Origin of the sequence: Luteibacter jiangsuensis, assembly GCF_030812295.1 — a bacterium.
Taxonomy (GTDB): Bacteria; Pseudomonadota; Gammaproteobacteria; order Xanthomonadales; family Rhodanobacteraceae; genus Luteibacter; species Luteibacter jiangsuensis_A.
The window spans coordinates 1,151,950-1,174,048 of record NZ_JAUSSK010000001.1 but is presented as its reverse complement, the minus strand read 5'-3'; the positions used below and the strand labels follow the sequence as shown (position 1 = coordinate 1,174,048).

General features: G+C 66.0%; 22 protein-coding genes and 1 tRNA gene. 8 read left to right on the top strand and 15 right to left on the bottom strand.

Going from position 1 to position 22,099, the window contains the following annotated elements; all coding sequences use genetic code 11:
- Positions 1–6: 6 nt before the first annotated feature.
- The 7 genes from J2T07_RS05150 to J2T07_RS05120 form a co-directional block, all read right to left on the bottom strand.
- A complete protein-coding gene (locus tag J2T07_RS05150) occupies positions 7–1,524 on the bottom strand; it encodes a Ppx/GppA phosphatase family protein (RefSeq protein ID WP_306847809.1) in 1,518 nt (505 codons plus the stop codon).
- 93 nt (positions 1,525–1,617) lie between these two features.
- Complete coding sequence (locus J2T07_RS05145; protein ID WP_306847807.1) at positions 1,618–2,142, bottom strand: hypothetical protein; 525 nt, start codon at positions 2,140–2,142, stop codon at positions 1,618–1,620.
- Positions 2,139–3,284 carry an MGDG synthase family glycosyltransferase gene (locus J2T07_RS05140; RefSeq protein ID WP_306847805.1) on the bottom strand — a complete coding sequence of 382 codons (1,146 nt, stop codon included), beginning with the start codon at positions 3,282–3,284 and terminating at the stop codon, positions 2,139–2,141. Before J2T07_RS05140 ends, J2T07_RS05145 begins: the two co-directional genes overlap by 4 nt.
- Positions 3,281–5,359, bottom strand: a complete 2,079-nt coding sequence (ppk1, locus tag J2T07_RS05135) for a polyphosphate kinase 1 (protein WP_306847803.1) — start codon at positions 5,357–5,359, stop codon at positions 3,281–3,283. Before ppk1 ends, J2T07_RS05140 begins: the two co-directional genes overlap by 4 nt.
- Positions 5,360–5,459: 100 nt before the next feature.
- Positions 5,460–6,566 (bottom strand): phosphate regulon sensor histidine kinase PhoR, encoded by a 1,107-nt coding sequence (phoR, locus tag J2T07_RS05130; protein ID WP_306847969.1) that lies wholly within the window; start codon positions 6,564–6,566, stop codon positions 5,460–5,462.
- A gap of 229 nt (positions 6,567–6,795) precedes the next feature.
- The gene (phoB, locus tag J2T07_RS05125; protein WP_072322254.1) at positions 6,796–7,485 is read right to left on the bottom strand and encodes a phosphate regulon transcriptional regulator PhoB; all 690 of its coding nucleotides are present in this window, start codon (positions 7,483–7,485) and stop codon (positions 6,796–6,798) included.
- A 79-nt stretch (positions 7,486–7,564) separates the two neighbouring features.
- A complete protein-coding gene (locus J2T07_RS05120) occupies positions 7,565–9,181 on the bottom strand; it encodes a M48 family metalloprotease (RefSeq protein WP_306847800.1) in 1,617 nt (538 codons plus the stop codon).
- A gap of 160 nt (positions 9,182–9,341) precedes the next feature.
- Here J2T07_RS05120 and grxC point away from each other — a divergent pair, with 160 nt between their 5' ends.
- The 3 genes from grxC (at position 9,342) to J2T07_RS05105 (ending at position 11,159) form a co-directional block, all read left to right on the top strand.
- Positions 9,342–9,611 (top strand): glutaredoxin 3, encoded by a 270-nt coding sequence (gene grxC / locus J2T07_RS05115; RefSeq protein WP_306847798.1) that lies wholly within the window; start codon positions 9,342–9,344, stop codon positions 9,609–9,611.
- Positions 9,611–10,000, top strand: coding sequence for a carboxymuconolactone decarboxylase family protein (locus tag J2T07_RS05110; protein ID WP_306847796.1), 390 nt, complete (start codon positions 9,611–9,613; stop codon positions 9,998–10,000). The genes grxC and J2T07_RS05110 overlap by 1 nt, the downstream gene beginning before the upstream one ends.
- 136 nt (positions 10,001–10,136) lie before the next feature.
- Entirely contained in the window at positions 10,137–11,159 is a 1,023-nt protein-coding gene (locus J2T07_RS05105; protein WP_306847794.1) for an isocitrate dehydrogenase, read from the top strand.
- Positions 11,160–12,223: 1,064 nt separating this feature from the next.
- On the opposite strand, the gene J2T07_RS05100 is transcribed toward J2T07_RS05105, so the two are convergent.
- From J2T07_RS05100 to J2T07_RS05075, 6 genes are all read right to left on the bottom strand, one after another.
- A complete protein-coding gene (locus J2T07_RS05100; protein WP_306847792.1) occupies positions 12,224–12,688 on the bottom strand; it encodes a hypothetical protein in 465 nt (154 codons plus the stop codon).
- Between the two features lie 4 nt (positions 12,689–12,692).
- Positions 12,693–13,649 (bottom strand): aspartyl/asparaginyl beta-hydroxylase domain-containing protein, encoded by a 957-nt coding sequence (locus J2T07_RS05095; protein WP_430539307.1) that lies wholly within the window; start codon positions 13,647–13,649, stop codon positions 12,693–12,695.
- Positions 13,650–13,725: 76 nt separating this feature from the next.
- A complete protein-coding gene (thiD, locus tag J2T07_RS05090) occupies positions 13,726–14,502 on the bottom strand; it encodes a bifunctional hydroxymethylpyrimidine kinase/phosphomethylpyrimidine kinase (RefSeq protein WP_306847791.1) in 777 nt (258 codons plus the stop codon).
- 49 nt (positions 14,503–14,551) lie between these two features.
- Entirely contained in the window at positions 14,552–15,943 is a 1,392-nt protein-coding gene (locus J2T07_RS05085; RefSeq protein ID WP_306847790.1) for a PhoH family protein, read from the bottom strand.
- 82 nt (positions 15,944–16,025) lie between these two features.
- Complete coding sequence (locus J2T07_RS05080; protein ID WP_306847789.1) at positions 16,026–16,487, bottom strand: peroxiredoxin; 462 nt, start codon at positions 16,485–16,487, stop codon at positions 16,026–16,028.
- A 25-nt stretch (positions 16,488–16,512) separates the two neighbouring features.
- On the bottom strand, positions 16,513–17,073 hold the full coding sequence (locus tag J2T07_RS05075) for a glycine cleavage system protein R (protein WP_306847788.1): 561 nt from the start codon (positions 17,071–17,073) through the stop codon (positions 16,513–16,515).
- 180 nt (positions 17,074–17,253) lie between these two features.
- Here J2T07_RS05075 and dapA point away from each other — a divergent pair, with 180 nt between their 5' ends.
- The 5 genes from dapA (at position 17,254) to J2T07_RS05050 (ending at position 21,522) form a co-directional block, all read left to right on the top strand.
- Positions 17,254–18,147 (top strand): 4-hydroxy-tetrahydrodipicolinate synthase, encoded by an 894-nt coding sequence (dapA, locus tag J2T07_RS05070; protein ID WP_306847965.1) that lies wholly within the window; start codon positions 17,254–17,256, stop codon positions 18,145–18,147.
- A gap of 29 nt (positions 18,148–18,176) precedes the next feature.
- Positions 18,177–18,767, top strand: a complete 591-nt coding sequence (locus J2T07_RS05065; protein ID WP_306847787.1) for a hypothetical protein — start codon at positions 18,177–18,179, stop codon at positions 18,765–18,767.
- Positions 18,768–19,111: 344 nt separating this feature from the next.
- Positions 19,112–19,276 (top strand): hypothetical protein, encoded by a 165-nt coding sequence (locus tag J2T07_RS05060; RefSeq protein WP_306847784.1) that lies wholly within the window; start codon positions 19,112–19,114, stop codon positions 19,274–19,276.
- Positions 19,277–19,530: 254 nt separating this feature from the next.
- Positions 19,531–20,490, top strand: coding sequence for a hypothetical protein (locus J2T07_RS05055; RefSeq protein ID WP_306847782.1), 960 nt, complete (start codon positions 19,531–19,533; stop codon positions 20,488–20,490).
- Between the two features lie 69 nt (positions 20,491–20,559).
- The gene (locus J2T07_RS05050; protein WP_306847780.1) at positions 20,560–21,522 is read left to right on the top strand and encodes a hypothetical protein; all 963 of its coding nucleotides are present in this window, start codon (positions 20,560–20,562) and stop codon (positions 21,520–21,522) included.
- 34 nt (positions 21,523–21,556) lie between these two features.
- On the opposite strand, the gene fdxA is transcribed toward J2T07_RS05050, so the two are convergent.
- Complete coding sequence (fdxA, locus tag J2T07_RS05045) at positions 21,557–21,880, bottom strand: ferredoxin FdxA (protein WP_306847778.1); 324 nt, start codon at positions 21,878–21,880, stop codon at positions 21,557–21,559.
- Positions 21,881–21,907: 27 nt separating this feature from the next.
- A tRNA-Glu gene (locus J2T07_RS05040) sits at positions 21,908–21,983 on the bottom strand.
- Positions 21,984–22,099 lie beyond the last annotated feature (116 nt).

Genomic DNA, 22,099 nt, shown 5'->3' with positions numbered 1-22,099 from the left:
TCGCGGTCATTCGGTCACGATCTCCAGTTCGAGGCCCAGTTCGGCCAGCGGCTCGCGTTCCTGTTCCAGGTCGGCCTCGGTCAGCGGATGCTGGTCGAGCCAGTCCGCGGGAAGGGTCAGGCGGAGACGCTGGCGCGTGGCGACGGCACGGATGCGCGGCAGCGCCTCGGCCCGGCGAGCACGACGAAACAGCACGCCCAGGCGCAGGATCGCCGTGATATGGCGGGCCAGCATGCGATAGCGCACGGGCAGCGCGGAGATGACCGATTTCTCGGGCTTGCGCCGGTGGCACTCGACGATGGCTGCGAGCAATTGCTGCTCTTGCCGCGAAAAACCTGCCATGTCGGCGTTGCGCAGGATGTACGCGCCATGGCGCTGGTGCTGGCTATGCGCGATGGCGAGGCCGAGCTCGTGTACGCGCGCGGCCCAGGAAAGCCACTCGCGCGCGTCGTCGTCGAGCTTCCAGACCTTGGCCAACTGGTCGAACAAGGCCAGCGCGGTGGTCTCCACACGGCGGGCCTGGGCGCGGTCGACGCCATAGCGGCTGGCCAGCGAATCGATGCTGGCCATGCGCGGATCGGTGCCGGCGGAGCGGCCGATGAGATCCCAGAGCAGGCCCTCGCGCATGGAGCTTTCGGAAACGCGCAGGCGATCGATGCCGAGGGCCTCGAACGCGGCCTCGAAGATCGCCACGCCGCCCGCGAACACCTCGGCACGGTCATCGGCAAGACCGGGCAGTTTCAGCGTGGCGGAGGACCCCTGCTCGATCAGCGCTTCGCGGACCGCCGCGAGCGATTCCGGTGTGATGCCGTCGTCCGACAACTTCATGGCCCTGACCACCGAGCCGATGGCTTTCGCGGTGCCCGATGAGCCATAGGCGTCGGCCCAGCCGGCTTCGCGATAATCCTCCGAAAACTGCTGGAGCAGCACACCGATCTCACGGCGTGCCCGCAACCAGCGTTTGCGGGTGATCTTTCCGCCGGGGAAGAAACGCAGCGTCGAGGCGATGCAACCCACCTGCACGCTCTCGGTGAGGACGGGCGACGTGCCGCGGCCGACGATGAACTCGGTGCTGCCGCCTCCGATGTCGATCACCAGGCGATGGTCGCGCGAGGCGGGCAGGTCATGCGCCGCGCCCAGGAAGATCAGGCGGCCTTCCTCGCGTCCGGAGACGATTTCCACCGGATGGCCCAAGGCCGCCTCGGCCGCGGAAAGGAAGGCATGTGGCGAGGCCAGCCGGCGCACGGTGTTGGTCGCCACGGCGCGCACGTGAAGGGCGGGAATGCCGGCGATGCGCTGGCCGAAACGTGCGAGGCTGGCGAGCGCGGCGGCACGATGGTTGGCATCCAGCGTGCCGTCGGGGCGCAGGCCCACGGCCATGCGTACGGAATCACGCAGGCGGTCGATCACGCGGGGTTCGCCGTGTTCGTAGCGGGCGACGACCATATGGAAGCTGTTGGAGCCGAGGTCGACGGCGGCGAGCAACTCGCCTTCGTTGATCTGCGATTTACCTGTCGGTGCCAAGGTGGAATGTCCGCAGCGGCGTGTCGGTGGATTCTGGCATGGTGCCGGGTCTTGCGTGCAAGCACATGAATCGTGTGTGCACGGGTGGAGATGTCACGAGGAATAGAGCCGGGTGCCTGCCTCTGGCTGGCGCGGCGGCTTCGGCAGCGCCGAGAGAACGAACAACACGATGCAAAGGAAACCGAACACCCAGTAGTCGCTGGGCGCCGGTCCCCACCAATGACGATGCCAAGGTACATCGGCCGGATTGAAGCGCTCCAGCCCGAACGCCGGGTTCAGCACGAACCACAAGCCGTCCTCCGCCACCCAGAACAGCATCACGCAGGCGATCGCGCGAACTTGTGCCCGCCAGCTCCAGAAGCCACGAAACACCATCGGAAAATGGAAAAACAAGGCGATGAAAGGAAAGACCCAGGCGTGGTAGCCGGTCATGGGCCGGCCACCCCACAGCAGGTCGAGCAGCCAGTGGTGATCGACGCGCCAGGTCGGCAGGCTGGTGGCCCAGCCGTTGGGGCCTTCGATTTCGATCTCCACGTGGGCGAACATGAAGGCGAGCAGCAAGGTGAACAGGGCGGTCGATACCACGGCGATGACCCGGCGACGCGGCGAATGACTCATGTACCGTCCAGATTGGCGAGCACGGTATCGATCACTTCGCGAGCCGCGTGCGGCCGGCCGATCGCACGCGCGCTGGCGGCCATGGCGGCCAGACGCGAGGGATCGGCTTGGAGCTCACCGATCCGCCAAGCCAGGGCTACGGCATCGATCGCTTTCCATGCCGCGCCCTTTTCAAGCAGGTAGTCCGCGTTGCGTTCTTCCTGCCCGGGAATCGGTGCGTTCACGATCATCGGCAGGCCCATGGCGAGGCATTCGGACGTGGTCAGGCCGCCGGGCTTGGTGATGGCGAGGTCGCAACAGGCCATCAGGCGTTCGACATGGCGGGTGAACCCATGAGGGAACAGGCGTCCCGCGTGCCGCGTGGCAGCGAGCGCACGCAGGCGATCCAGCATCGCCGTGTTGCGGCCGGCGAGGACCACGAGCTGGAAGTCCCCGCCGCTGGAGAGCAGCGCATCGGCCAGCTCGTCGAGCGCGCCCACCCCTGCGCCACCACCCATCACCAGGTAAGCCGGGCGATCGGGGTCCATGCCGAACGATCCGGCAAGGGCGCGGCGATCCTGCGGTTCGGCGAACGCCGGCATCACCGGGATGCCCGTGGCATGCACGCGTGGTGCCGGCAATCCGACCGCGCACATGCGTTGGGCTATTTCGGGGCTGGCGGCGAAATAGCCGGTCATCTCCGGGATCACCCACATGCGATGCAGGTCGAAATCGGTGACCTGGAGCCAGACAGGCACCGTGATGCGGCCCTTGCGGATCTGTCGCATCAACATCTCGGCGGGCAGGAAATGCGTGCAGACGATCGCGTCCGGAGCGAACTGCGCGATCGCCGCACGCAGGCGGCGCGTGTGCAGCCGCTCGATCGTGCGGCGCATGCGTTGGGTCACCGCCTCGGGCCGTGTGTCGTCGGTGATGCGATAGAGCATGCCCCACAGCTGTGGGTGCCGTGTGATCAGGCGCAGGTAGAAATCCGCGTAGATGCGCCGGAAGCTCGAGGGTACATAGTCCATGACGTCGAGGTGCTTCGCCTCGATCGCATGTCCCTCCGCCGCCAGCGTGGTCACGGTCGCCTCCAGCGCTTCCGCGGCGCGCACATGGCCCGCACCCGCGGATACCGACAGGAGAAGGATGCGCCGTTTCACCCGCTATAGGCCGCGAGCAGCGCTTGCTGGGCGCTGTACGGCGCCTCGCCCTTGGCGGGGTGGCTGCGCGTGTAGCGCCCGTCCTTGCCCAGCAACCATGCCTGCGTGTTGTCGCGCAGGTAGTTGGCCAGCGTCTCGTCGTACACGCGGCGCGCCAGCGTCGGCTCGAGGATGGGCACGCCGACCTCGATGCGGCGCATGAGGTTGCGCTCCATCCAGTCGGCGCTGGCGCAATACAGTTCCGGCGCGCCGTCGTTGCCGAACCAGTAGACGCGGCTGTGTTCGAGGAAGCGGCCGATGATCGAGCGCACGCGGATGTTCTCGGAGATTCCGGGGATACCCGGCCGCAGCGTGCACGCGCCGCGAATGATCAGGTCGATCTGCACGCCGGCCATCGACGCGCGGTACAGCGCCTCGACCACGTGCGCTTCGTTCATCGCGTTGAGCTTGGCCACGATGCGGCCCGGCCGTCCATTGCGCGCATGCTCGATCTCGCGTTCGATCTTGCCCATCACGCTGCTGTACAGCGTGAAAGGAGAGTGCAACAGGCGTTTGAGCTGGATCATCGGGCCAAGGCCGGACAGCTGCTGGAAGACCTTGTGGATGTCCTCGCCGATTTCCGGGTCGGAGGTCATGAGGCCGATGTCCGTATAGCCGCGGCTGTTGCCCTGGTGATAGTTGCCAGTGGACAAATGGACGTAGCGGCGCAGCACGCCACCGCCCTCGCGGCGCACGATCAGCAGCATCTTCGCATGCGTCTTGTAGCCGACCACGCCGTAGACCACCTGCACGCCGGCTTCCTGCAACCGGTTGGCCAGGCCGATGTTGGCCTCTTCGTCGAAGCGCGCGCGCAACTCGATCACTACCGTGACGTCCTTGCCGTTGCGTGCCGCCTCCACCAGGAGATCGACCAACGGCGAATCCTTGCCCGCGCGGTAGAGCGTCTGCTTGATCGCCAGCACGCCGGGATCCTGGGCGGCCCGGCGCAGCAACTCGACCACCGAGGCGAAGGACTCGTAGGGGTGGTGCAGCAGCACGTCGCGCGTGCCGAGCACGTCGAACTCGTTCACCCCTTTTTCGAACGCCGGCGAGAGGCGCGGCGTGAATCGCGGGAACTTGAGCTCGGGGCGGTCGATCTGGTCGTAGATCAGTCCGGCACGGATGATGTTGACCGGGCCGTCGCAACGGTACACGTCGGCTTCCTCGAGCTGGAAGTTGGCGATCAGCATTTCGGTGATGGCGCGCGGACAATCGGCACCGACTTCGAGGCGGACAGGGCGTGCATAGCCACGGCCGGCCAGTTCCTCGCTCAGGGCGCGGGCGAGGTTCTCCACCTCGGCCTCTTCGACGACGAGTTCGCTGTTGCGCGTGACACGGAACTGGTACGAGGAGCAGACCTGGAAACCGGGGAAGATCTCGTCGGCGAAGGCTTGCAGCACTTCTGCCAGGAAGACGAAATCGCCGTCTCCGTCCGAGACCTCGGCGGGCAGGTGGATGATCCGGGGCAGGGAGCGCGGTGCGCGCACGAGGGCCATGTGGCCCTCTCGGCCAAAGGCGTCGCGGCCCTTGAGCACCACGGCGAGGTTGAGCGTCTTGTTGAGGATGCGCGGGAATGGATGCGCGGGGTCCAGCCCCAGCGGCGACAGCACCGGCATGATCTCGTTCTGGAAGTAGCCGAGCAGCCAGCGGCGTTGCTTGTCGCTCCAGGCATCGCGAGTGAGGAAACGGATGCCTTCGGCGGACAGCGCGGGCAGCAGTTCATCGCGCCAGATGCCGTACAGCTCGGTGACCAGTTCCAGCGTGCGCTCGCGGATGCGCGTGAGGATCTCGCTGGACGACATCCCGTCCGCGCCCGGAATGGCCACGCCGAGTGCATGCTTGTGCTTGAGCACCGCCACGCGCACCTCGAAGTACTCGTCGAGGTTATTGCTGACGATGGTCAGGTAGCGCAACCGCTCCAGCGCGGGCACGTCCGGGTCGCGGGCCTGGGCCAGGACACGGAAGTTGAATTCCAGTGCCGCCAGTTCGCGGTTGATGTATAGCTCGGGGGCGCCGAGGTCGACAGGATCGCTCATTCGTTCCGCTGGTCTTTTCACGGCAGCCGATGGTGGCTCATCGCCGATCATGCCGGAAAGCGGCAATGCAGCAAGCCCCGGGCGCATTCACAGGCATGGCTCAAGGGTGCAACCCGGCCGCTTCCTGCAGCCGCGTTCCGTCGAGGAGGCGGTCGCTGCCGAAAACGCAGGCGAAGGTGGAGCCCTTGCCAGGCTCGCTTTCGATCGAGAGGCGTGCCTGGTGCAGGTTCAGCACGTGCTTCACGATCGACAGGCCCAGGCCGGTGCCGCCCGAGTCGCGAGAGCGGCTGGACGACACGCGATAGAAGCGCTCCGTGAGCCGGGCGATATGGGCGGCGGGGATGCCGAAGCCGGAATCCTGCACCGAGAACCTGGCACCGCCCTCGTCCTCGGCCCAGCGGATGGCGATGCGTCCGCCGGTCGGCGTGTAGCGCACCGCATTGCTCACCAGGTTCGAGAAGGCGCTGTGCAGGTCTTTCGGCGAGCCGAGCAGGTCGTACGAGGTGGCGATGTCGAGCGATACCGTGTGCCTGCCCTGGCTGAGCGCTTCGGCTTCCTTGCGCAGGCTGGCCAGCAGAGGGGCCATCTGCACGTGTTCGTCCGCCACGTGATCCTGGGTTTCCAGGCGCGAGAGGGTGAGCAGGTCTTCCACGATCTGGCCCATGCGCTTGGATTGCGCGCGCATCTCGTCGAGCACGGGAGCGAGTTCCGGCACGTCCTCCGGGTCGAGCAACTCGAGGTAGCCGTGGATCACGGTCAGCGGCGTGCGCAATTCGTGCGAGACATTGGCGACGAAGTCGCGGCGAATCTGTTCCAGCCGGGTGAGGTGGCTCGTGTCGCGTGCAAGGAGCAGCCGCTGGCGGCTGCCGAAAGGCAGCAGGGTGGCGGTCACGTGGCGGTTGGGATGACCTGGCGAGGTGACGTCGTTCAGTGGTTCCCGCGCACCGTCCGTGAGCCAGTCCGCCAGTTCGCTGTTGCGCAGCAATTCGGCGATCGGCCGGCCCCGGTCGCGCGGGCGCTTCAGGCCGAGCAATTCCTCCGCCGCGTGGTTGAACCAGCGAACGTGCAACGAGTGGTCCAGCAGGACCACCGCGTCGGGCAGCGTTCCAGCCGCGCTGCGCAGGTCGCGCAGGCGGGATGCGATACGGCGGGTGCGGGTCATCAGACGGTCATACTCAGGGGGGCGCGTGGCGGACGATTGCAACATTGGCCCCGGCTTGTGACGGAACAGCGACAGCAGTACGACGATTTCCGTCAGCGCGACCACGGTCACGCCGACAAGCGCGGCGCCCGCCAGCGCGCCCACGGCGCCGCCCGCGACGAGCAGGGCGGCACACACGGCGGGCAGTCGCCAACTGGAAATGAAACGAACAGGCATGCGTCGAGCCGGTGACGGTCTGGTGGAACGCACCATAGCGCGGCTGGCCCGCTAAAACCTAGGTATTGGACGAGAACCGGTAGCCCGCGCCACGAACCGTCTGGACCATGTCGTCCAGCTTCCACGGTTCGAGGGTCTTGCGCAGGCGGCGGATATGCACGTCCACCGTGCGTTCCTCGACATAGACGCTGCCGCCCCACACGTGATCGAGCAGCTGGGCGCGCGAGTACACCCGCTCCGGGTGGGTCATGAAGAAGAACAGCAGGCGGTATTCGGTCGGGCCGATCGGCACCGCTTCTTCCCCCGCGAACACACGGTGTGCCGGCCCGTCGATGCGCAGACCTCCCAGCTCGACCACGCCGGAGCCATCGTCACCCTGGCTGCGGCGGAGCACCGCCTTGATCCGGGCGATCAGCTCGCGGGTGGAAAAAGGCTTGATGACGTAGTCGTCGACACCGGCCTCCAGGCCGTTCACGCGGTCCATTTCCTCGCCGCGGGCGGTGAGCATGATGATGGGGATTTCCCGCGAGAGTTCCTCGCGGCGCAGGCGGCGGGCCAGCTCCAGCCCGCTCGTGCCGGGCAGCATCCAGTCGAGCAGGATGAGGTCCGGAACACGCTCGGAAATGGCCATCTGGGCGGCGCGGGCGTCCGCGGCGTGAGCCGCGTCCATACCCGCCTTGCGAAGCGCGAAGGCGACCATGTCGCGAATCGAAGCCTCGTCTTCCACGATAAGGATGCGTTTATGCACGCTGGGACCGCTCGTTGGCTGTGACGGTCATATTGCAGCCGTGCTGTGTTACACGGCAATGACAATCGTAACAATCGGGCTACTGGCTGCGCCCGTCGGGGTTGTCGTCGGTAGTGATCCGGCGTTTGCGCAGCTCCAGGAGCAGGGGCGTGAGGTCGCTGATCCGGGCCTGGATGCGTGAACGCTGGTAATAGTCCAGGTCGTCGCGCTTGAGGAGCCGGCGCAGCTGTTCCATGGCGTCGAACGGGCGCCCGGAGAGGTAGGCGCTGTCGGCATAGGCCTCCGCGGCGCGGATCGTGTCGCCGGAGCGCTCGCTGGCGCGGGCGAAGGTGCGGAAGATTTCCGGGTCGTCGCTGTCGTCGAGCATCGGCCGCAACATGGCCGAGGCCGCGCGGGCGTCGTCGGCGCGGCCGCTGTCGGCCAGCGCCCGCGCGTAGCCCAGCGTCACGGCGCGGTTGCGTGGCGAATTCTCGTGCAGGGCCTTGTAGATCGCCATGGCATCGCCGTGGCGGCCTGCGTTTTCGTAGGCGTCGGCCAGGGCCAGGCGAAGGATGACGTTGCCCGGCTGGCTGGCCAGCAAGGGCTTCAGCTGGTCCACCGCCTGGGCGCCATGCCCCGTGCGGAGCAGGGCCAGCGCGTAGCCATAGCGGTTGGCGGCCGTGTCGAAATCCTTGCGTTTCAGATTGGTCGCGTAATAAGACGAGAGTTGCTGCGCATCGCCCGAGAGCACGCGCACGCGCTCGCGCATCAAAGCATAGGTGTCGCTGGCGCTTTCCGGCACGACCTTTTCACCGGCACTGACCAGGGTCGTCGGATCCTTCACGAACAGCACCGGGGCCGTGCTCTTTTCCCAGGAGGCCTTGTCGAGCGTGGACAGGCGTGGCTTGTTCGCCTGCTTCTCCTCGATCACCCGCGCCCGCGCCTTCGCATCGCTGATGCGCGCCAGAGTCACCGGGTGGGTCTGGAGCAGGGCGGGGAGGGCCTCTTCACCTTCGCCCACGCGCAAGGTGTCCTGCATGCGGCCGAAGAACTCGGCCATGGCCTCGGGGTCGTAGCCCGCGTTGGCGAGGGTCTGGATGCCGACCCGGTCCGCCTCGATCTCGTCCTTGCGGGTGAAGTTGATCTGCCGTTGCATGAGCAGCCCCTGGCCGCCCATCAGTACCGCCGGCGCGGCGTCGCCGGCTCCACCGCCCGCACCGGCGGCGATGGCACCCAGCAGTACCAGGGCCATCAGCGGGGCGTTCTTCTTGGAATCCTCGAAGGCGCGGTAGAGGTGGTTCTGGGTGATGTGGCCGATTTCATGGGCGATGACGCCGGCCAGCTCGCTTTCGCTACTGGTGATGTTGATCAGGCCGGCGTTGACGCCGATGTAGCCGCCCGGTGCCGCGAAGGCGTTGATCTGGGTGTCCTTGACGATGAAGAACGAGAAGTGGTCCTTCGGCCGGTCGCTGGAGGCGACGAGACGGTAACCCAGGTCGTTGATGTACTGGTCGACCAGGGCGTCGTCGACGGTCAGGTCGAGCGCGTGCATCTGGCGCAGCATCATCGCGCCATATTCGTCGGCCTCGCGGGGGCTGATCAGGGCGTTGGCCGAACTGCCGAGGTCGGGCAGGCGGACGTTGTCCTGGGCACCCGCGGCAAAGGTCGCGAGGGCGGTGGCGGCAAGGATGGACAGGCGGGAAAGGGGCGGGCGCATAGGTCGAACGACGATACCATCACCTAAGGATTAGACACCGTCCACGGTCGCGGCGGTGGGATGGACTTCGACCGCGCCGCGGCGGTCGGGTTCGCCCCGTCCTTGCAAAATTCGCTCCCGGTCGCCATCTTGCGCCCATTCCGGTTCGGAGAATCCCTCCATGTCCAGCCCCGACATCACCATCTATTCCACTGCCGTCTGCCCCTACTGCGTGGCCGCCAAGAACCTGTTGAAGGCCAAGGGCCTTTCCTGGAACGAGGTGCGCATCGATACCGATCCCGCCCAGCGCGACGCGATGCTGGAAAAGAGCGGTGGCCGCCGCACCGTGCCGCAGATCTTCATCAACGGCACCCACGTGGGCGGCTTCGACGACCTCGCCGCGGCGGATCGCAGCGGCCGGCTGGCCGAGATCCTCGAGGCGGCGCACTGATGGCCGGTGATCGCGTGGAGGAATTCACCGCGTTCCGCAAGCGGATGAACGACCGCATCCTTTCGGAAGACAACCAGGTGGTCCGCCGGTTCTTCGCTCTGGACACCCAGACCTACCGCGAGGGCGCGCTGGATGTGAAGACCAAGGAAATGCTCGGCCTGGTGGCATCGATGGTGCTGCGCTGCGACGACTGCATCAGTTATCACGTGGCGCAATGCAAGGAAGCGGGCGTGAATCGCGACGAGTTCTTCGAGGTGTTCAGCGTGGGCCTCGTGGTTGGTGGCTCGATCGTCATCCCGCACCTGCGCCGCGCGGTCGATTTCCTCGACTCGCTGGAAACCGAGGCGCCGGCGGATGCGGCGGCCTGCGCGGATCATTCCGCCGCCTGAACAGGCATGACGAGCGCCCCGGTGAGGGGCGCCAAACTTGAAGGAAGCAGGCCCGATCGCCGATAATTGGGCGATTTTTCTCCCCACGCGCGACTTTCGCGCGCCCTGCGTCCGCTTTCCTTCAGGAGTTACCCCCATGAGCAAGACCATTGCCGTGATCCCCGGCGACGGCATCGGCCCCGAGATCATGGACGCGACCATCCGCGTCCTCGATGCCTTGGACTGCGGCCTCACCTACGATTTCGTGGACGCGGGCGTGGTCGCGCTCGAAAAGCATGGCGAACTGCTGCCGCAGGCCACGCTGGACAAGATCGCCGAGCACAAGGTCGCGCTGAAGGGCCCGCTGACCACCCCCATCGGTGGCGGTTTCACTTCGATCAACGTCACCCTGCGCCGCAAGTTCGATCTTTACGCGAACGTGCGTCCTGCGATCAGTTTCCCGGGCACGAAGGCGCGTTTCGAGAACATCGACATCATCACGGTGCGTGAGAACACCGAGGGCGCCTACCTCGCCGAAGGCCAGACCCAGACGGGCGAGGGCGACAACGAAGTCGCGATCTCGATGATCCGCAATACCCGCCCCGGCATGCAGCGCATCTGCAAGTACGCTTTCGAGATGGCCCGCCAGAAGGGCCGCAAGAAGGTCACGGCCGTGCACAAGGCCAACATCATGAAGACCTCGTCGGGCCTGTTCCTGACGGTGGCGCGTGAGGTGGCGAAGGATTACCCGGACATCGAGTTCAACGAGATGATCGTGGACAACGCCTGCATGCAGCTGGTGATGAATCCGTACCAGTTCGACGTGATCGTCACCACGAACCTGTTCGGCGACATCCTTTCCGACCTCTGCGCCGGTCTGGTCGGCGGTCTCGGCCTCGCGCCGGGTGCCAACATCGGCAAGGACGCGGCGATCTTCGAAGCCGTGCACGGTTCGGCGCCGGACATCGCGGGCCAGAAGAAGGCCAACCCGTGCGCCTTGCTGCTCGCGGCGGCCGACATGCTCGACCATCTCGACATGGTCGCCAAGGCCACCCGCCTGCGCAGTGCCATCCGTGACGTGATGGAAGCCCGCGACCGCACCACGCCGGATGTCGGCGGCACCGGCACCACGGACACCTTCGGCGACGCCATCGTCGAGCGCCTCCGCGCCACGGCGTAACAGCCCGGCAAGGCGACATCAAAAGCCCCGCGAATGCGGGGCTTTTTTGTTCTCCCGGTGGGAGCCAACCCTGTCGGCGATCCCGCGGCAGCGGGCCAGCTTCATGCACGGCTCGGCTTCGCCCTCGCGTTCGTCGTGTGCGTGGCGGGGGAGCTGCCGGGCGCCACCCTCGGCGCGACGGTAGTCGCCGTCCCTTGGGAAAGGATGCCGCTGCGCGGCCATGTCCGATGGCTGCGCCCCTTCGGGCTCGGACGGTCGGGCGGGGGTTTCCGATTCGCCCTCCTGGCTCAGCGGAAACGATCGGCCATCCTTGGCCGATCCCCTGCGGGCCTTGTCCGCCCGCCCGTCCTCGGCTCCTAATGTCGCGCCGAGGGTGGCGCCCGGCAGCTCTCTGGACACGGAGGTGGGTGGGTGGGAAAAGCGACGCTCGCCACGTGTCGCGTGCCGCTCTGTGCGGCGCTTGCCGCCACCGGGTGGGAGCGGACTCTGTCCGCGAACCCTCGACCTCTGTCGTGGCGAAGGAGGCGTTGCACTGATCGGGCGAGGCTTTCCACCGCTCGGTTGAGGCGCATCGCCTCATTCGCTCGAAACAGGGTGACAGTTCGCGGACAGAGTCCGCTCCCACCCAGGTGAGGGGGTTTCACACAAAGACGACTTCCGGGGACGGCATCCACACGGGACGTGCACCCGGCTAGCGGGCGTTGCTTGTGCCACACACCACCTCAGTGCCTGGAAGAGCCGTCGGCCGCCACCCTCGGCGCGACATGTGGAACCGAGGAGCGCCGGGCGACAAGGCCCGTCAGGGGCCGGCCTGGACGGCCGGCCGTTTTCGCTGAGCCACGGAGGGCGAATCGGAAACCCCGTTGTGGGAGCCGACCTTGTCGGCGATCCCGCGGCAGCGGGCCAGGTTGTGGCAAGCACCCATCGCCGACACGGTCGGCTCCCACCAGGCTTCCCTTCCCGAGCGACGGTGCAACCGGAGCGACGAGGGTGGCGGCCGACGGCTCTGCCCCACACCCCCAAAAGCGAGGGCGAAGCCGAGCCGGAGACGAAGCAGTGTGCCGCTACCGCTGACCCGAGCGGCACACATCCGCCTGGGCCGGATAGCGCTCCACGCACCATGCCACCCATTTGCGCGTGCTCTGCTTGCGTTGGCTGGGGAGCAGGTGGCCGTTCTGAGGGCCCATGGTGAAACCGGTCAGTTCCGTCAGCACGGCTTCGAGGCCGTCATGCACGTACCACGGTTTGTACTGGCGTTCCGCCCGTCCACCCGAGCGGTGTATCCAGATCGACTGTTCCGGCAGGCGGCGATCGTCGCCGAGGTGCGCGATGATGTAAGGGACGCCGGCCCTGCCGAGTCGCAACAACTGGTTGAAGGCGCGGTCTTCGCTCGCCGCGTCTTTCGTCGTGTCGTCGACGAGGCGGGCGACACGAGGCGCGAGGTCTTCCGCCGGCCCAGGCCCGGCATCTTCCGCCGAGGCGATGGACGTCGCGACGAGTAGAACCAGCGCGAGCGCGACGGGCTTCATGGCATCAGGCGTCGCCGCGGAAGAAGGGATAGGGCGCCAGGAAGATCAGCCAGATCATCAGCACGATGCCGATGTACTTCACCACGCGGAACAGTTTCGGATTGGCTTTCTTGAACTTGCGCGTGCGCTCGCGGCCGCGCTGGTTGAGCGCGAACATGCGGTTGACGAAGCCGACCTGTTCCTTGCCGTCGTCGCTGTTGGGCGAGGCCGTGATCGAACCCATGAAGGCGCCGACGCGCTTGTTGATCGCGGTCATGAGGCCACTCTTCAGCGGGCGCTCCACATCGGCGAAGAGGATGACGCGGGTCTGGTCGGTGCGGTTCTCCGCCCAGTGCACGTAGGTCTCGTCGAAGACGACGTCCTTGCCATCGCGCCACGCGTGCATTTCGCCGTCGACGAAGATGCGGCACTCGTCCGAGTTCGGCGTGATGAGGCCGAGGTGGTAGCGCAGCGAGCCGGCGAAGGGATCGCGGTGCGGATTGAGCTTGCTGCCCGGCGGAAGCAGGGCGAACATCGCCGCCTTCACGCTCGGAATGGAATTCAGCAGTTTCACTGTTTCCGGGCACAGCGCTTCGGCCGAGGCGAGCGGCTCGCCGTACCATTTCAGGTAGAAGCGCTTCCAGCCCTGCTTGAAGAAGGAATTGAAGGAAGCGTCGTTGTGCTTTTCGGCCGAGCGGATGAAGCCCTCGTCGAACAGGTGCATCGCTTCCTGGCGGATCGTCTGCCAGTTGGTCTGCAACAGATCGAGCTGGGGGAAGCCGCGGCGATCGAGGATCGGCCGTGCGGGCACGGCGGAGAAGGCGTACATCAGCAGGTTGTAAGGCGCGAAAATCGCCGAATGGTCCACCAACTGGCGGTCGAAGCGCAGGCGCGAGCGGCCGCGCAGATGTACCAGCAGCACGCAGAGCGTGAACAGGATCAGCACGTACAGCACGATGAAGCGGGGCCCGAGGAAATTCATGGGTTGGACTCGAGGGGGACGGGCGATACATACGGCCCGGAAGGGCCCGTATCAACGCCGGTAGGATACTCCGGGCTCAGTGCCCGAGCACGTGGGCCGCGCCACCGCCCGGCCGCCAGGCGCGCTGGAAGGCCTTGTCCAGCCAGGCGACGGCGATGCGGACGGCCGCATGCGGCGATTTGCCCTTGGCCAGTTCGGCGGCCACCGCGGAGGCCAGGGTGCAGCCGCTGCCATGGCCTTCGAAGGGCAGGCGCGGATGACGGATCTCGATCACGCCACCGGCGTCGTAGTAACGATCGACGATCTCTCTCCCCTTGGCGTGGCCGCCCTTGAGCAAGACGCCTTGTGCGCCCAGGGCGAGCAGGTCGGCGCCCGCTGCGTCGATATCGCGCCCGAGCGGGCGTCCGAGCAGGGTTTCGGCCTCGGGCAGGTTGGGCGTGAGCACGTCGGCCAGCGGGATCAGCCGGCCGATCAGCGCGTCGAGCGCATCTTCATCGAGAAGCCGGGCTCCGCTGGTGGCCAGCATGACCGGATCGACGACGAGCCACGCCGGTTTGCGCCGGCGCATTTCCGCCGCCACGAGACGGGTCATCGCGGCGCTGCCGAGCATCCCGGTCTTGACCGCCGCGATGGGGAAGTCGTCGAAGACGGCATCGAGCTGGCTGCGGACGTGGGCGAGGGGAAGCGTGTGGACGGCGCTCACCCCACGCGTGTTCTGCGAGGTGACGGCGGTGATGGCGGTGAGCCCATGGGTGCCGCGTGCGCGGAAGGTTTTCAGGTCGGCCTGAATGCCGGCACCGCCGCCGGAATCCGAGCCGGCGATGGTGAGTGTGTTGGGTTTGGAGGTTCGCATGGGCGGAGGATAAGGGCGCGGGCGGCATGCCCGCGCCCTTGGAGGTTCCCTACAACGCCTCGGAAGCGAAGTCGGCCAGTCTCGAGCGTTCGCCACGCTTCAGTGTGATGTGTCCCGAATGCGCCCACATCTTGAAACGATCCACGGCATAGGTGAGGCCGGACGTGGTCTCGGTGAGGTAGGGCGTATCGATCTGTTCCACGTTGCCCAGGCAGACGATCTTGGTGCCCGGGCCGGCGCGGGTGATCAGGGTCTTCATTTGCTTCGGCGTAAGGTTCTGCGCCTCGTCGATGATGAGATAACGGCTGAGGAACGTACGCCCGCGCATGAAGTTCAAGGAGCGGATCTTCACGCGGGAGGCGAGCAGGTCGTTCGTGGCCTGGCGGCCCCACGAGCCACCTTCCTCCGGGTTGGCGAGCACTTCCAGGTTGTCCGTCAGCGCACCCATCCACGGTGTCATCTTCTCTTCCTCGGTGCCGGGCAGGAAGCCGATGTCCTCGCCGACCGACACCGTGGCGCGCGTCATGATGATCTCGCGGTAGCGCTGCTGGTCCATCACCTGGGCGAGTCCCGAGGCAAGGGCGAGCAGTGTCTTGCCCGTGCCCGCGGTACCGAGCAAGGTGACGAAGTCGACATCCGGGTCCATCAGCAGGTTGAGCGCGAAGTTCTGTTCGCGATTGCGCGCGGCGATCCCCCATACGCCATGCGCGGCGTGGGTATGGTCGTCGAGCAGCACGAGCCGGGCCTTGCGCGCATCCTCGTCGCCGGATAGTTCGAGCACACGCAGCTCGACGTCGTTCTCGCCGGGCATGTACAGGCACTGGTTCGGATACCAGAGCTCGTCGTCGCGGACACTCACTTCGTAGAAGGTGCGGCCTCGCTCGTTCCACGAGCGCAGTTCAGGATGGCGTCCCCAGAAATCCTCCGGCAGCTCGTCGGAGCCGGTGAAGAGCAGGGCGAAATCGTCGAGGGCGCGATCGTTCTCGTAATCCTCGGCGGTGATGCCGTAGATCGAGGCCTTGATGCGGAGGTTGATGTCCTTGGTGACCAGGATCACCGGGCGGTCGGGATACTGGTCGCGCAGGTCGATCACGGATGCGAGGATCTGGTTGTCGGCCTTGCCGTTGCCGTGGCTCGCGCGTTGTTGGAAGAACAGCCGGCCGACGGCGCCACGCTTGAGCTTGATGCCTTGCGGATTGACCAGTTCCAGGCCGTCGCGAAGACCCTGTCCACCGCCGTCGCGCTCGATCAACTCGTTGAGGAATCGGCTTACCTGGCGGCCGTTGCGCGATACCTCGGAGCCGCCTTTCTTCTTGTCGTCCAGTTCCTCCAGCACCGTCATCGGTATGAAGACATCGTGTTCCTCGAAGCGGAACAACGACGTCGGGTCGTGCAGCAGCACGTTGGTGTCGAGGGCGTAGATGCGCTTGCTTCCGGTCATGCGGAAGTGACCTCATGCAGAGGTTGCGAGAACCGGCCGCACGGCGACGGCCGGGGGGAGGTGCCGCATGACGCGGTATTCGTCACGCGGTGGGAACACTCTCGAGCACGGCCTGTGCGTGGCCGGGAACCTTGACCCCGCGCCATTCCGTGTGGATCTTGCCGTCTGGATCGATGAGGAAGGTACTGCGTACGACACCCATGTGGCGCTTGCCGTAGAGCACCTTCTCGTGGATGACGTCGAAGGCCTGGCACCAGGTTTCGTCGGCGTCGGAAACGAGCGGGAAGGGTAATTGATGCTTGGCGGCGAAATTCGCGTGCGAGCGCACCGAATCGCGGGAGACGCCGATCACTTCGGCATTCAGGGCCTGGAACCGGGCGTAGAGGTCGCGGAAATCCTTCGCCTCGTTCGTGCAACCGGGCGTGTTGTCCTTCGGGTAGAAGAACACCACCACCCACTGTCCCTTGAAGGAAGAAAGGGACAGCGTCGAACCATCGCCGAGCGTGCCTTCGAGTTTGGGGAGCTTCTTGCCCTTGGAGATCATGCGTACGTCTGCTGCTCCTTCCGGATCAGAATTTAACGGGGTCCATGATGGCGTCGAGGTTGAGGCCATCGCACAGTTCGAGGAAATCGTCGCGCAAGGCGGCGATGTGCGTTTCCGAGGGAATGCCGATCGTGATCTGCGCCTGGAACATTTCGGCGCCGGTCTGCATCGCCTGGTAACGCATGGACGAGAGTTGTTCCACGCTGATGTCGCGCCGGGAGAAGAACTCGATGATCTTCACGAGGATGCCCGGCCGGTCGGCGGCGATCACCTCGACCAGGTAGGGCAGCAGGTGGGCGGTGGGCTCGCGTGGCGTGGTGCGGTAGTGGACGATCGGCAGTTCCTCGTCGCGGGCCAGCTTGCCCAGCGAGGTCTCCAGCTTGGCCACGGCGTCCCAGGCGCCGCTGGCCAACAGCATGACGGAGGTATCGTTGCCGATCGTCGACACGCGGGCGTCGGCGAGATTGCAGCCGGAATCGGCGATGCGCTTGGCCAGGGCCAGGATCGGCGCGCGATGCGCCGGCGACAGCGTCGAAATGAGGAGCTGGTTGTCCGTGGTGGCGCTGCGTACTGCGGAACGATTCAAGGCGGAAACTACCTATGGCGCGTCCCGCGGGGCGCGGAACCAACGCTTTGGGGTCAGCTTACTTGGCCGCGTCGCACGCTAGCAAGACACGGGGCGCCCATGGGCCGGAAAGTCGCCGAATGGACTCGCCGGAAACGCCCCGGTAACATGCGAAGGGCTGATTACACAACGGGTTTCACCTTGGACATCTCCGGAAGCATCACCGCGTTGGCGACGCCCTTCGCCACGGACGGCTCCCTCGATCTGGAAGCCTTCGGCCGGCTGCTCGACCAGCAGCTCGCCGGCGGCACCCAGGCGGTGGTCGTGGCCGGTTCCACGGGCGAATCGCATTTCCTCGAGCACGACGAATACGAGCGCCTGCTCGCGTTCGCGGTGAAGCACGTGGATAAACGCATTCCGGTCATTGCCGGTACCGGCGAAGCGGGCACGGCGAAGACCATCGCCACCACGCGGCGTGCCCGGGCACTCGGCGCCGATGCCGCGCTGGTGGTGGCGCCTTTCTACGTGCGTCCCACGCAGGAAGGCCTGCGCAGGCATTTCCTCGCGGTGGCCGACGAGGGCGGCCTGCCCGTGATCCTCTACAACGTGCCGCCGCGCACCGGTTGCGATATCGCCCCGGAAACCGTGGCCCTGCTGCGCGACCATCCCGGCATCATCGGCATCAAGGAGGCGCGCGGCGATGCCGGGCGGATCCAGGCACTCGCGGAACTTATCCGTGCCGATTTCGTCTACCTCAGCGGTGACGACGGCTCGGCTCACGAGGCGATGCTGGCGGGCGCCGCGGGAACGATCTCCGTCGTGGCCAATCTCGTGCCGGAAGCCTTCCGCGCGCTGTGCGATGCCGCCCGTTCGGGCGATACCGTGCGGACCGTCAGGGAAACCGCGCGGTTGGCCCCGTTGATCGATGCCTTGAACTGCGCGCCGAATCCGATCCCGGTGAAGGCCGGCCTGGCCGCCCTGGGGCTCGGTTCTGCCGCCCCGCGGCTGCCGCTGGTCGAACTGGAATCCGGTCCGGCATTGGCGAAGCTGCGCGAAACGCTCGCCGCTCTGGCACCATTGGCGTCTGCCGCCTGAAGCAACCTTCTCAACGGAACCCTAAGTTCATGAAGAAAACCTCGTACGCGCTGGTCGTCCCGGCACTGCTCCTGTCCGTCCTGGTCGTTTCCGGTTGCGGTGCGTTCCGCTCCACGAAGGATTGGGAAAGGGCCCAGCAGGAAGCCCCGCTGGAAATCCCGCCGGGCCTCGATACGCCGTCCACCAGTGCCGCCCTGGTCATTCCCGACGTTGGCTCGGGCGCCGCTGGGGCCGCCGCGAACCAGGGTGCCGCGCCGGTCTCGGATGGCTTCATCCTCACCGACGATCCGGATGCCGCCTATCGCCGCATCGGCGAACTGATCAGCGTGGGCGACCTTGGTTCGGTGGTTTCGCACGACGATGCCGCCCGCTCGTACCAGATCGCCGCGAGCCGCGGCAAGCCGGAAAGCCGCCCGGGCCTGTTCCGTCGCATGTTCGGTGGCGGCAAGAACGCCGACCAGGATGCCAAGGACGCGCCGGCCTCGGCCAAGGGCGCCACCCGCACGGTCGTGCTGGCGGTCACCCCGAGCGGTACCGGCAGCGAAGTCCGCGCGCAGGGCGACGCCGATGGTGTGCGCCGCGTGATCGACGCGCTGAAGTCGCGGATGGGCAGCAAGTAAGCCTTTCGCCTCTCCCGCGTGAACGCCGCCTCCGGGCGGCGTTTTTTTTGGGAAGGAAAGGCCTGGTGGGAGCCGGCCCTGCCGGCGATGGGTGCTTGTCTCCATCGTGCCCGCTGCCGCGGAATCGCCGACAAGGTCGGCTCCCACCAGGGCCCCGCGAGCGACAGTGCCATCGGAGCGGCGAGGTGGTGGTTGCCGGATTGGCTCCTCGTGTTCCTACGACCGATGCCATATGGTCCCGGTCGCCTATCGGCGACAGACTGGCGTCGACGGAATATACGTCGTCGGACATGTGCAACGTCCGTCACGATTTGGCACGGCGTGCCGAAACCAAGGAGGGAGTCATGGAAGACACGAATGGGCAGCTATTGTCCCGGTTGAGCGCGATCGAACGGGTGGTGGAGCAGTTGGTCGAACGGGCCAACGCCGCCACCCAGGCGGACGCGACGGGTGGGGTGGGCGCCCGGTCCGTCAGTACGAACTGGATCCCCATCCCGTGGATCCGGTAACCAAGGCACCGGTGCCACCACCGCCGGCGACCGCGGCACCGGTGCCGCCCCCGCCGCCGCCTACTTCCGCACCGACGCCGCCTCCAGGACCGTTGCCGACGCCGCGGCCACCCGTGGCCTCGGGGTATTGCACTACGTGCGGCAACGCTTCTGCCATAGGGTGGGTCTACTGCGGATATTGCGGCACCAAGTTGTAGCAACGGAACGGGCTGGCGCTCCCTCGGGGGCGCCTTCCTTGAAAAGGAGTTCGACGCATGGATGTGATGACCCTGCGCGCATGGCGCGCGCTTTGCTGCTTGTTGCTCGCCCTCCTGACCGCGTGTGCCTCGGCACCGCCACACCTTCCCACGCCACAGCCTCCATCGGCAGCTTCCGTCTTGTCGCGAGGCGTCGTCGCGCCGCAGAACACGAACGACGAGGAAGGACGGAACATGGCCCTGTTGTTCCAAGGCCTCTACGCCCTGACCCCGGCCGATTGCGGTAGCGGCCGTCCTGCATTCCACTGTTCGGGCGTGCTCTTGCGTGGCGGCCAGTATTCCGCGGCTTTCGGCGTGTGGAACCCCAACCCGAATAGTCCGAAGGTGGGGGGTGTGTCGTTCTCGTGGCTGCGCCAGGACGCCAAGTTCGGCAAGCTGGCTTTCGGCTACGACGCCGGTTTCCTGTTCGTGCCGAAGGACTACCAGGGAACCTTCCCCTATTACCCGATCGAGGTGCTTTGCGCGTATCCGATCGATGCGAATTCCGACGCGCGAGGCAGCTTCGGTTGCGGTGCCAATGTCCGCCACCCGGCGACGAGCGGGCCCTGCCAGGCCCAGGGCATCACCACGACCGCCGCCTGGCTCAGTCATTACCGGCTCGTCACCGACTACCCGAATTCGCACCAGTGCGGATTCACGACGAAGACAGGCACTCCTGGCGCCTCGACGATGTTCGCCTTGCTCCCGTCGACGATGAGTGGGTTGGGGACGCTTTCGTTCCAGACGCAGAATGAACTGATCGTCGCCGAATGGCCGCAGAACATCGTCGGGACCATCCCGCTTGCCGCCTTTTTCTACGCCGGTGGCGGTACGGGACTGCCGTCCGCGCAAGGCATGCAGAGGGACTTCATCCGGGCGGGTGGGCCCTGGCGGCCCATCCTCCGCATGACCTTGCCCGCCAATGCGAGTGCACATGCCACGTTCGAATACGTGTCCGGGGAGCAGGCGGTGCCTTGAGGAACCAGGCCCGCCGTGCCGCGCCGCACCGGGCTGCCGTCGCACGAACCACCATGGAAGGAGAGGATCATGAAGCGGTACGAACACTGGACGTTGCTTGGCGTGATGCTGGTATTGCTGGGAGGCTGTGCCGGCGTGCCGACGCAGGATGCGCGGACGTCGACGGGCATGCGGCAGGCACACGTGTCGAACGTGGTGCAAGGAGCTCACGACGGCGAGGGAGCGACCGTGGCGGCGCATTTGCAGGAGCGCTATGACGATGCCGTGGCGGACTGTCGGAAGTATGCCGATGATCCGAATCCGCTGCCTGCGGTGTTGTGTTCGGGAATCCTGCTACGCACGGTCAATCGCGGGGCGGGATACGATATCTGGAACCCCAACATGAGCAACGCGCAGCCACAAGGCGTGTCGTTTTCCTGGTTGCGCAAGGACAACGCACTGGGCGCGTTGGCCAGGGGTTACTACACGGGATTCATCATCCTCCCGCACTTCTACGCGGACAGTCCCGGCGACGGCTATACCCAGTTGACGGTGCTTTGCGCATTTCCCGTCGATGGCGCCACGGATACCAGGAATTCGCCGGAGAGGGACGGTTGTGGTCCGTCGACGGTTGCCGGCACGGGTTCTTGCCAGGCAATGGGGATCACCACCAGCGCCCAATGGATGGCCCGGTTCGGAGCCGGCGCGCTCTATCAGGAGCAGTGCGTATTCATGATGAAGCCAGGTACCGCGGGGGCCTACCAGGCGTTCGCGCAACTCGCGCTTATCCGGAACGCGCTCGGCAAAACGGCGTTCAACATACAGAACGAGGTCAAGATCGGGACGTGGGCCCAGAACGACAGCCATATCCCGCTGGAAGCGTTCTTCTGGATTTCCGGGAATACGGCCGCATTGAACGAGGCGAAGGCGAACCAGCAAGACTTCAATACCCGTTACAAGCGTTGGGTGCCCGTGGTCCGAGTGACGCTTCCCACGGTGATGAACGGGCCGGCATCGTTCACCTATTCCTTCTGGGAACAGGCGATTCCATGACAAAGGCCCCTAGGGGTCTTTCCACGGCGGGGCGTCAGCGCTTGAGCTCGGCCAGTTTGCCGGGCTTGTTTTCCCATTCCTTCGCATCGGGAAGGCCGTCCTTGCGCTCGGTGATCACCGGCCACTCCCTGGATAGCTCGGCATTGAGCGCGACGAAGGCCTCCTGGCCCGCGGGGACATCGTCCTCGGGATAGATGGCGTTGATCGGGCACTCCGGCTCGCAGAGGGTGCAGTCGATGCACTCGTCCGGATTGATCACGAGGAAGTTCGGGCCTTCGTGGAATGCGTCGACGGGACACACCTCGACGCAGTCCGTGTACTTGCACTTGATGCAGTTGTCGGTGACGACAAAGGTCATGCGAACGGTTCGGCGCCGGAAGGAAAGTGGCGCTCCCTACGAGGTTCGAACTCGTGTTCCCGCCTTGAGAGGGCGGTGTCCTGGACCACTAGACGAAGGGAGCGGGTCGTACCGGGGGTACGAAGCGCGCTAGTATATCCAAATTACGGCGTCCGGCAACGACTTTATGGCCGCTCGTCGAACTGGGTCGAATTCGTTACATTGGGCCCATTCATCCCG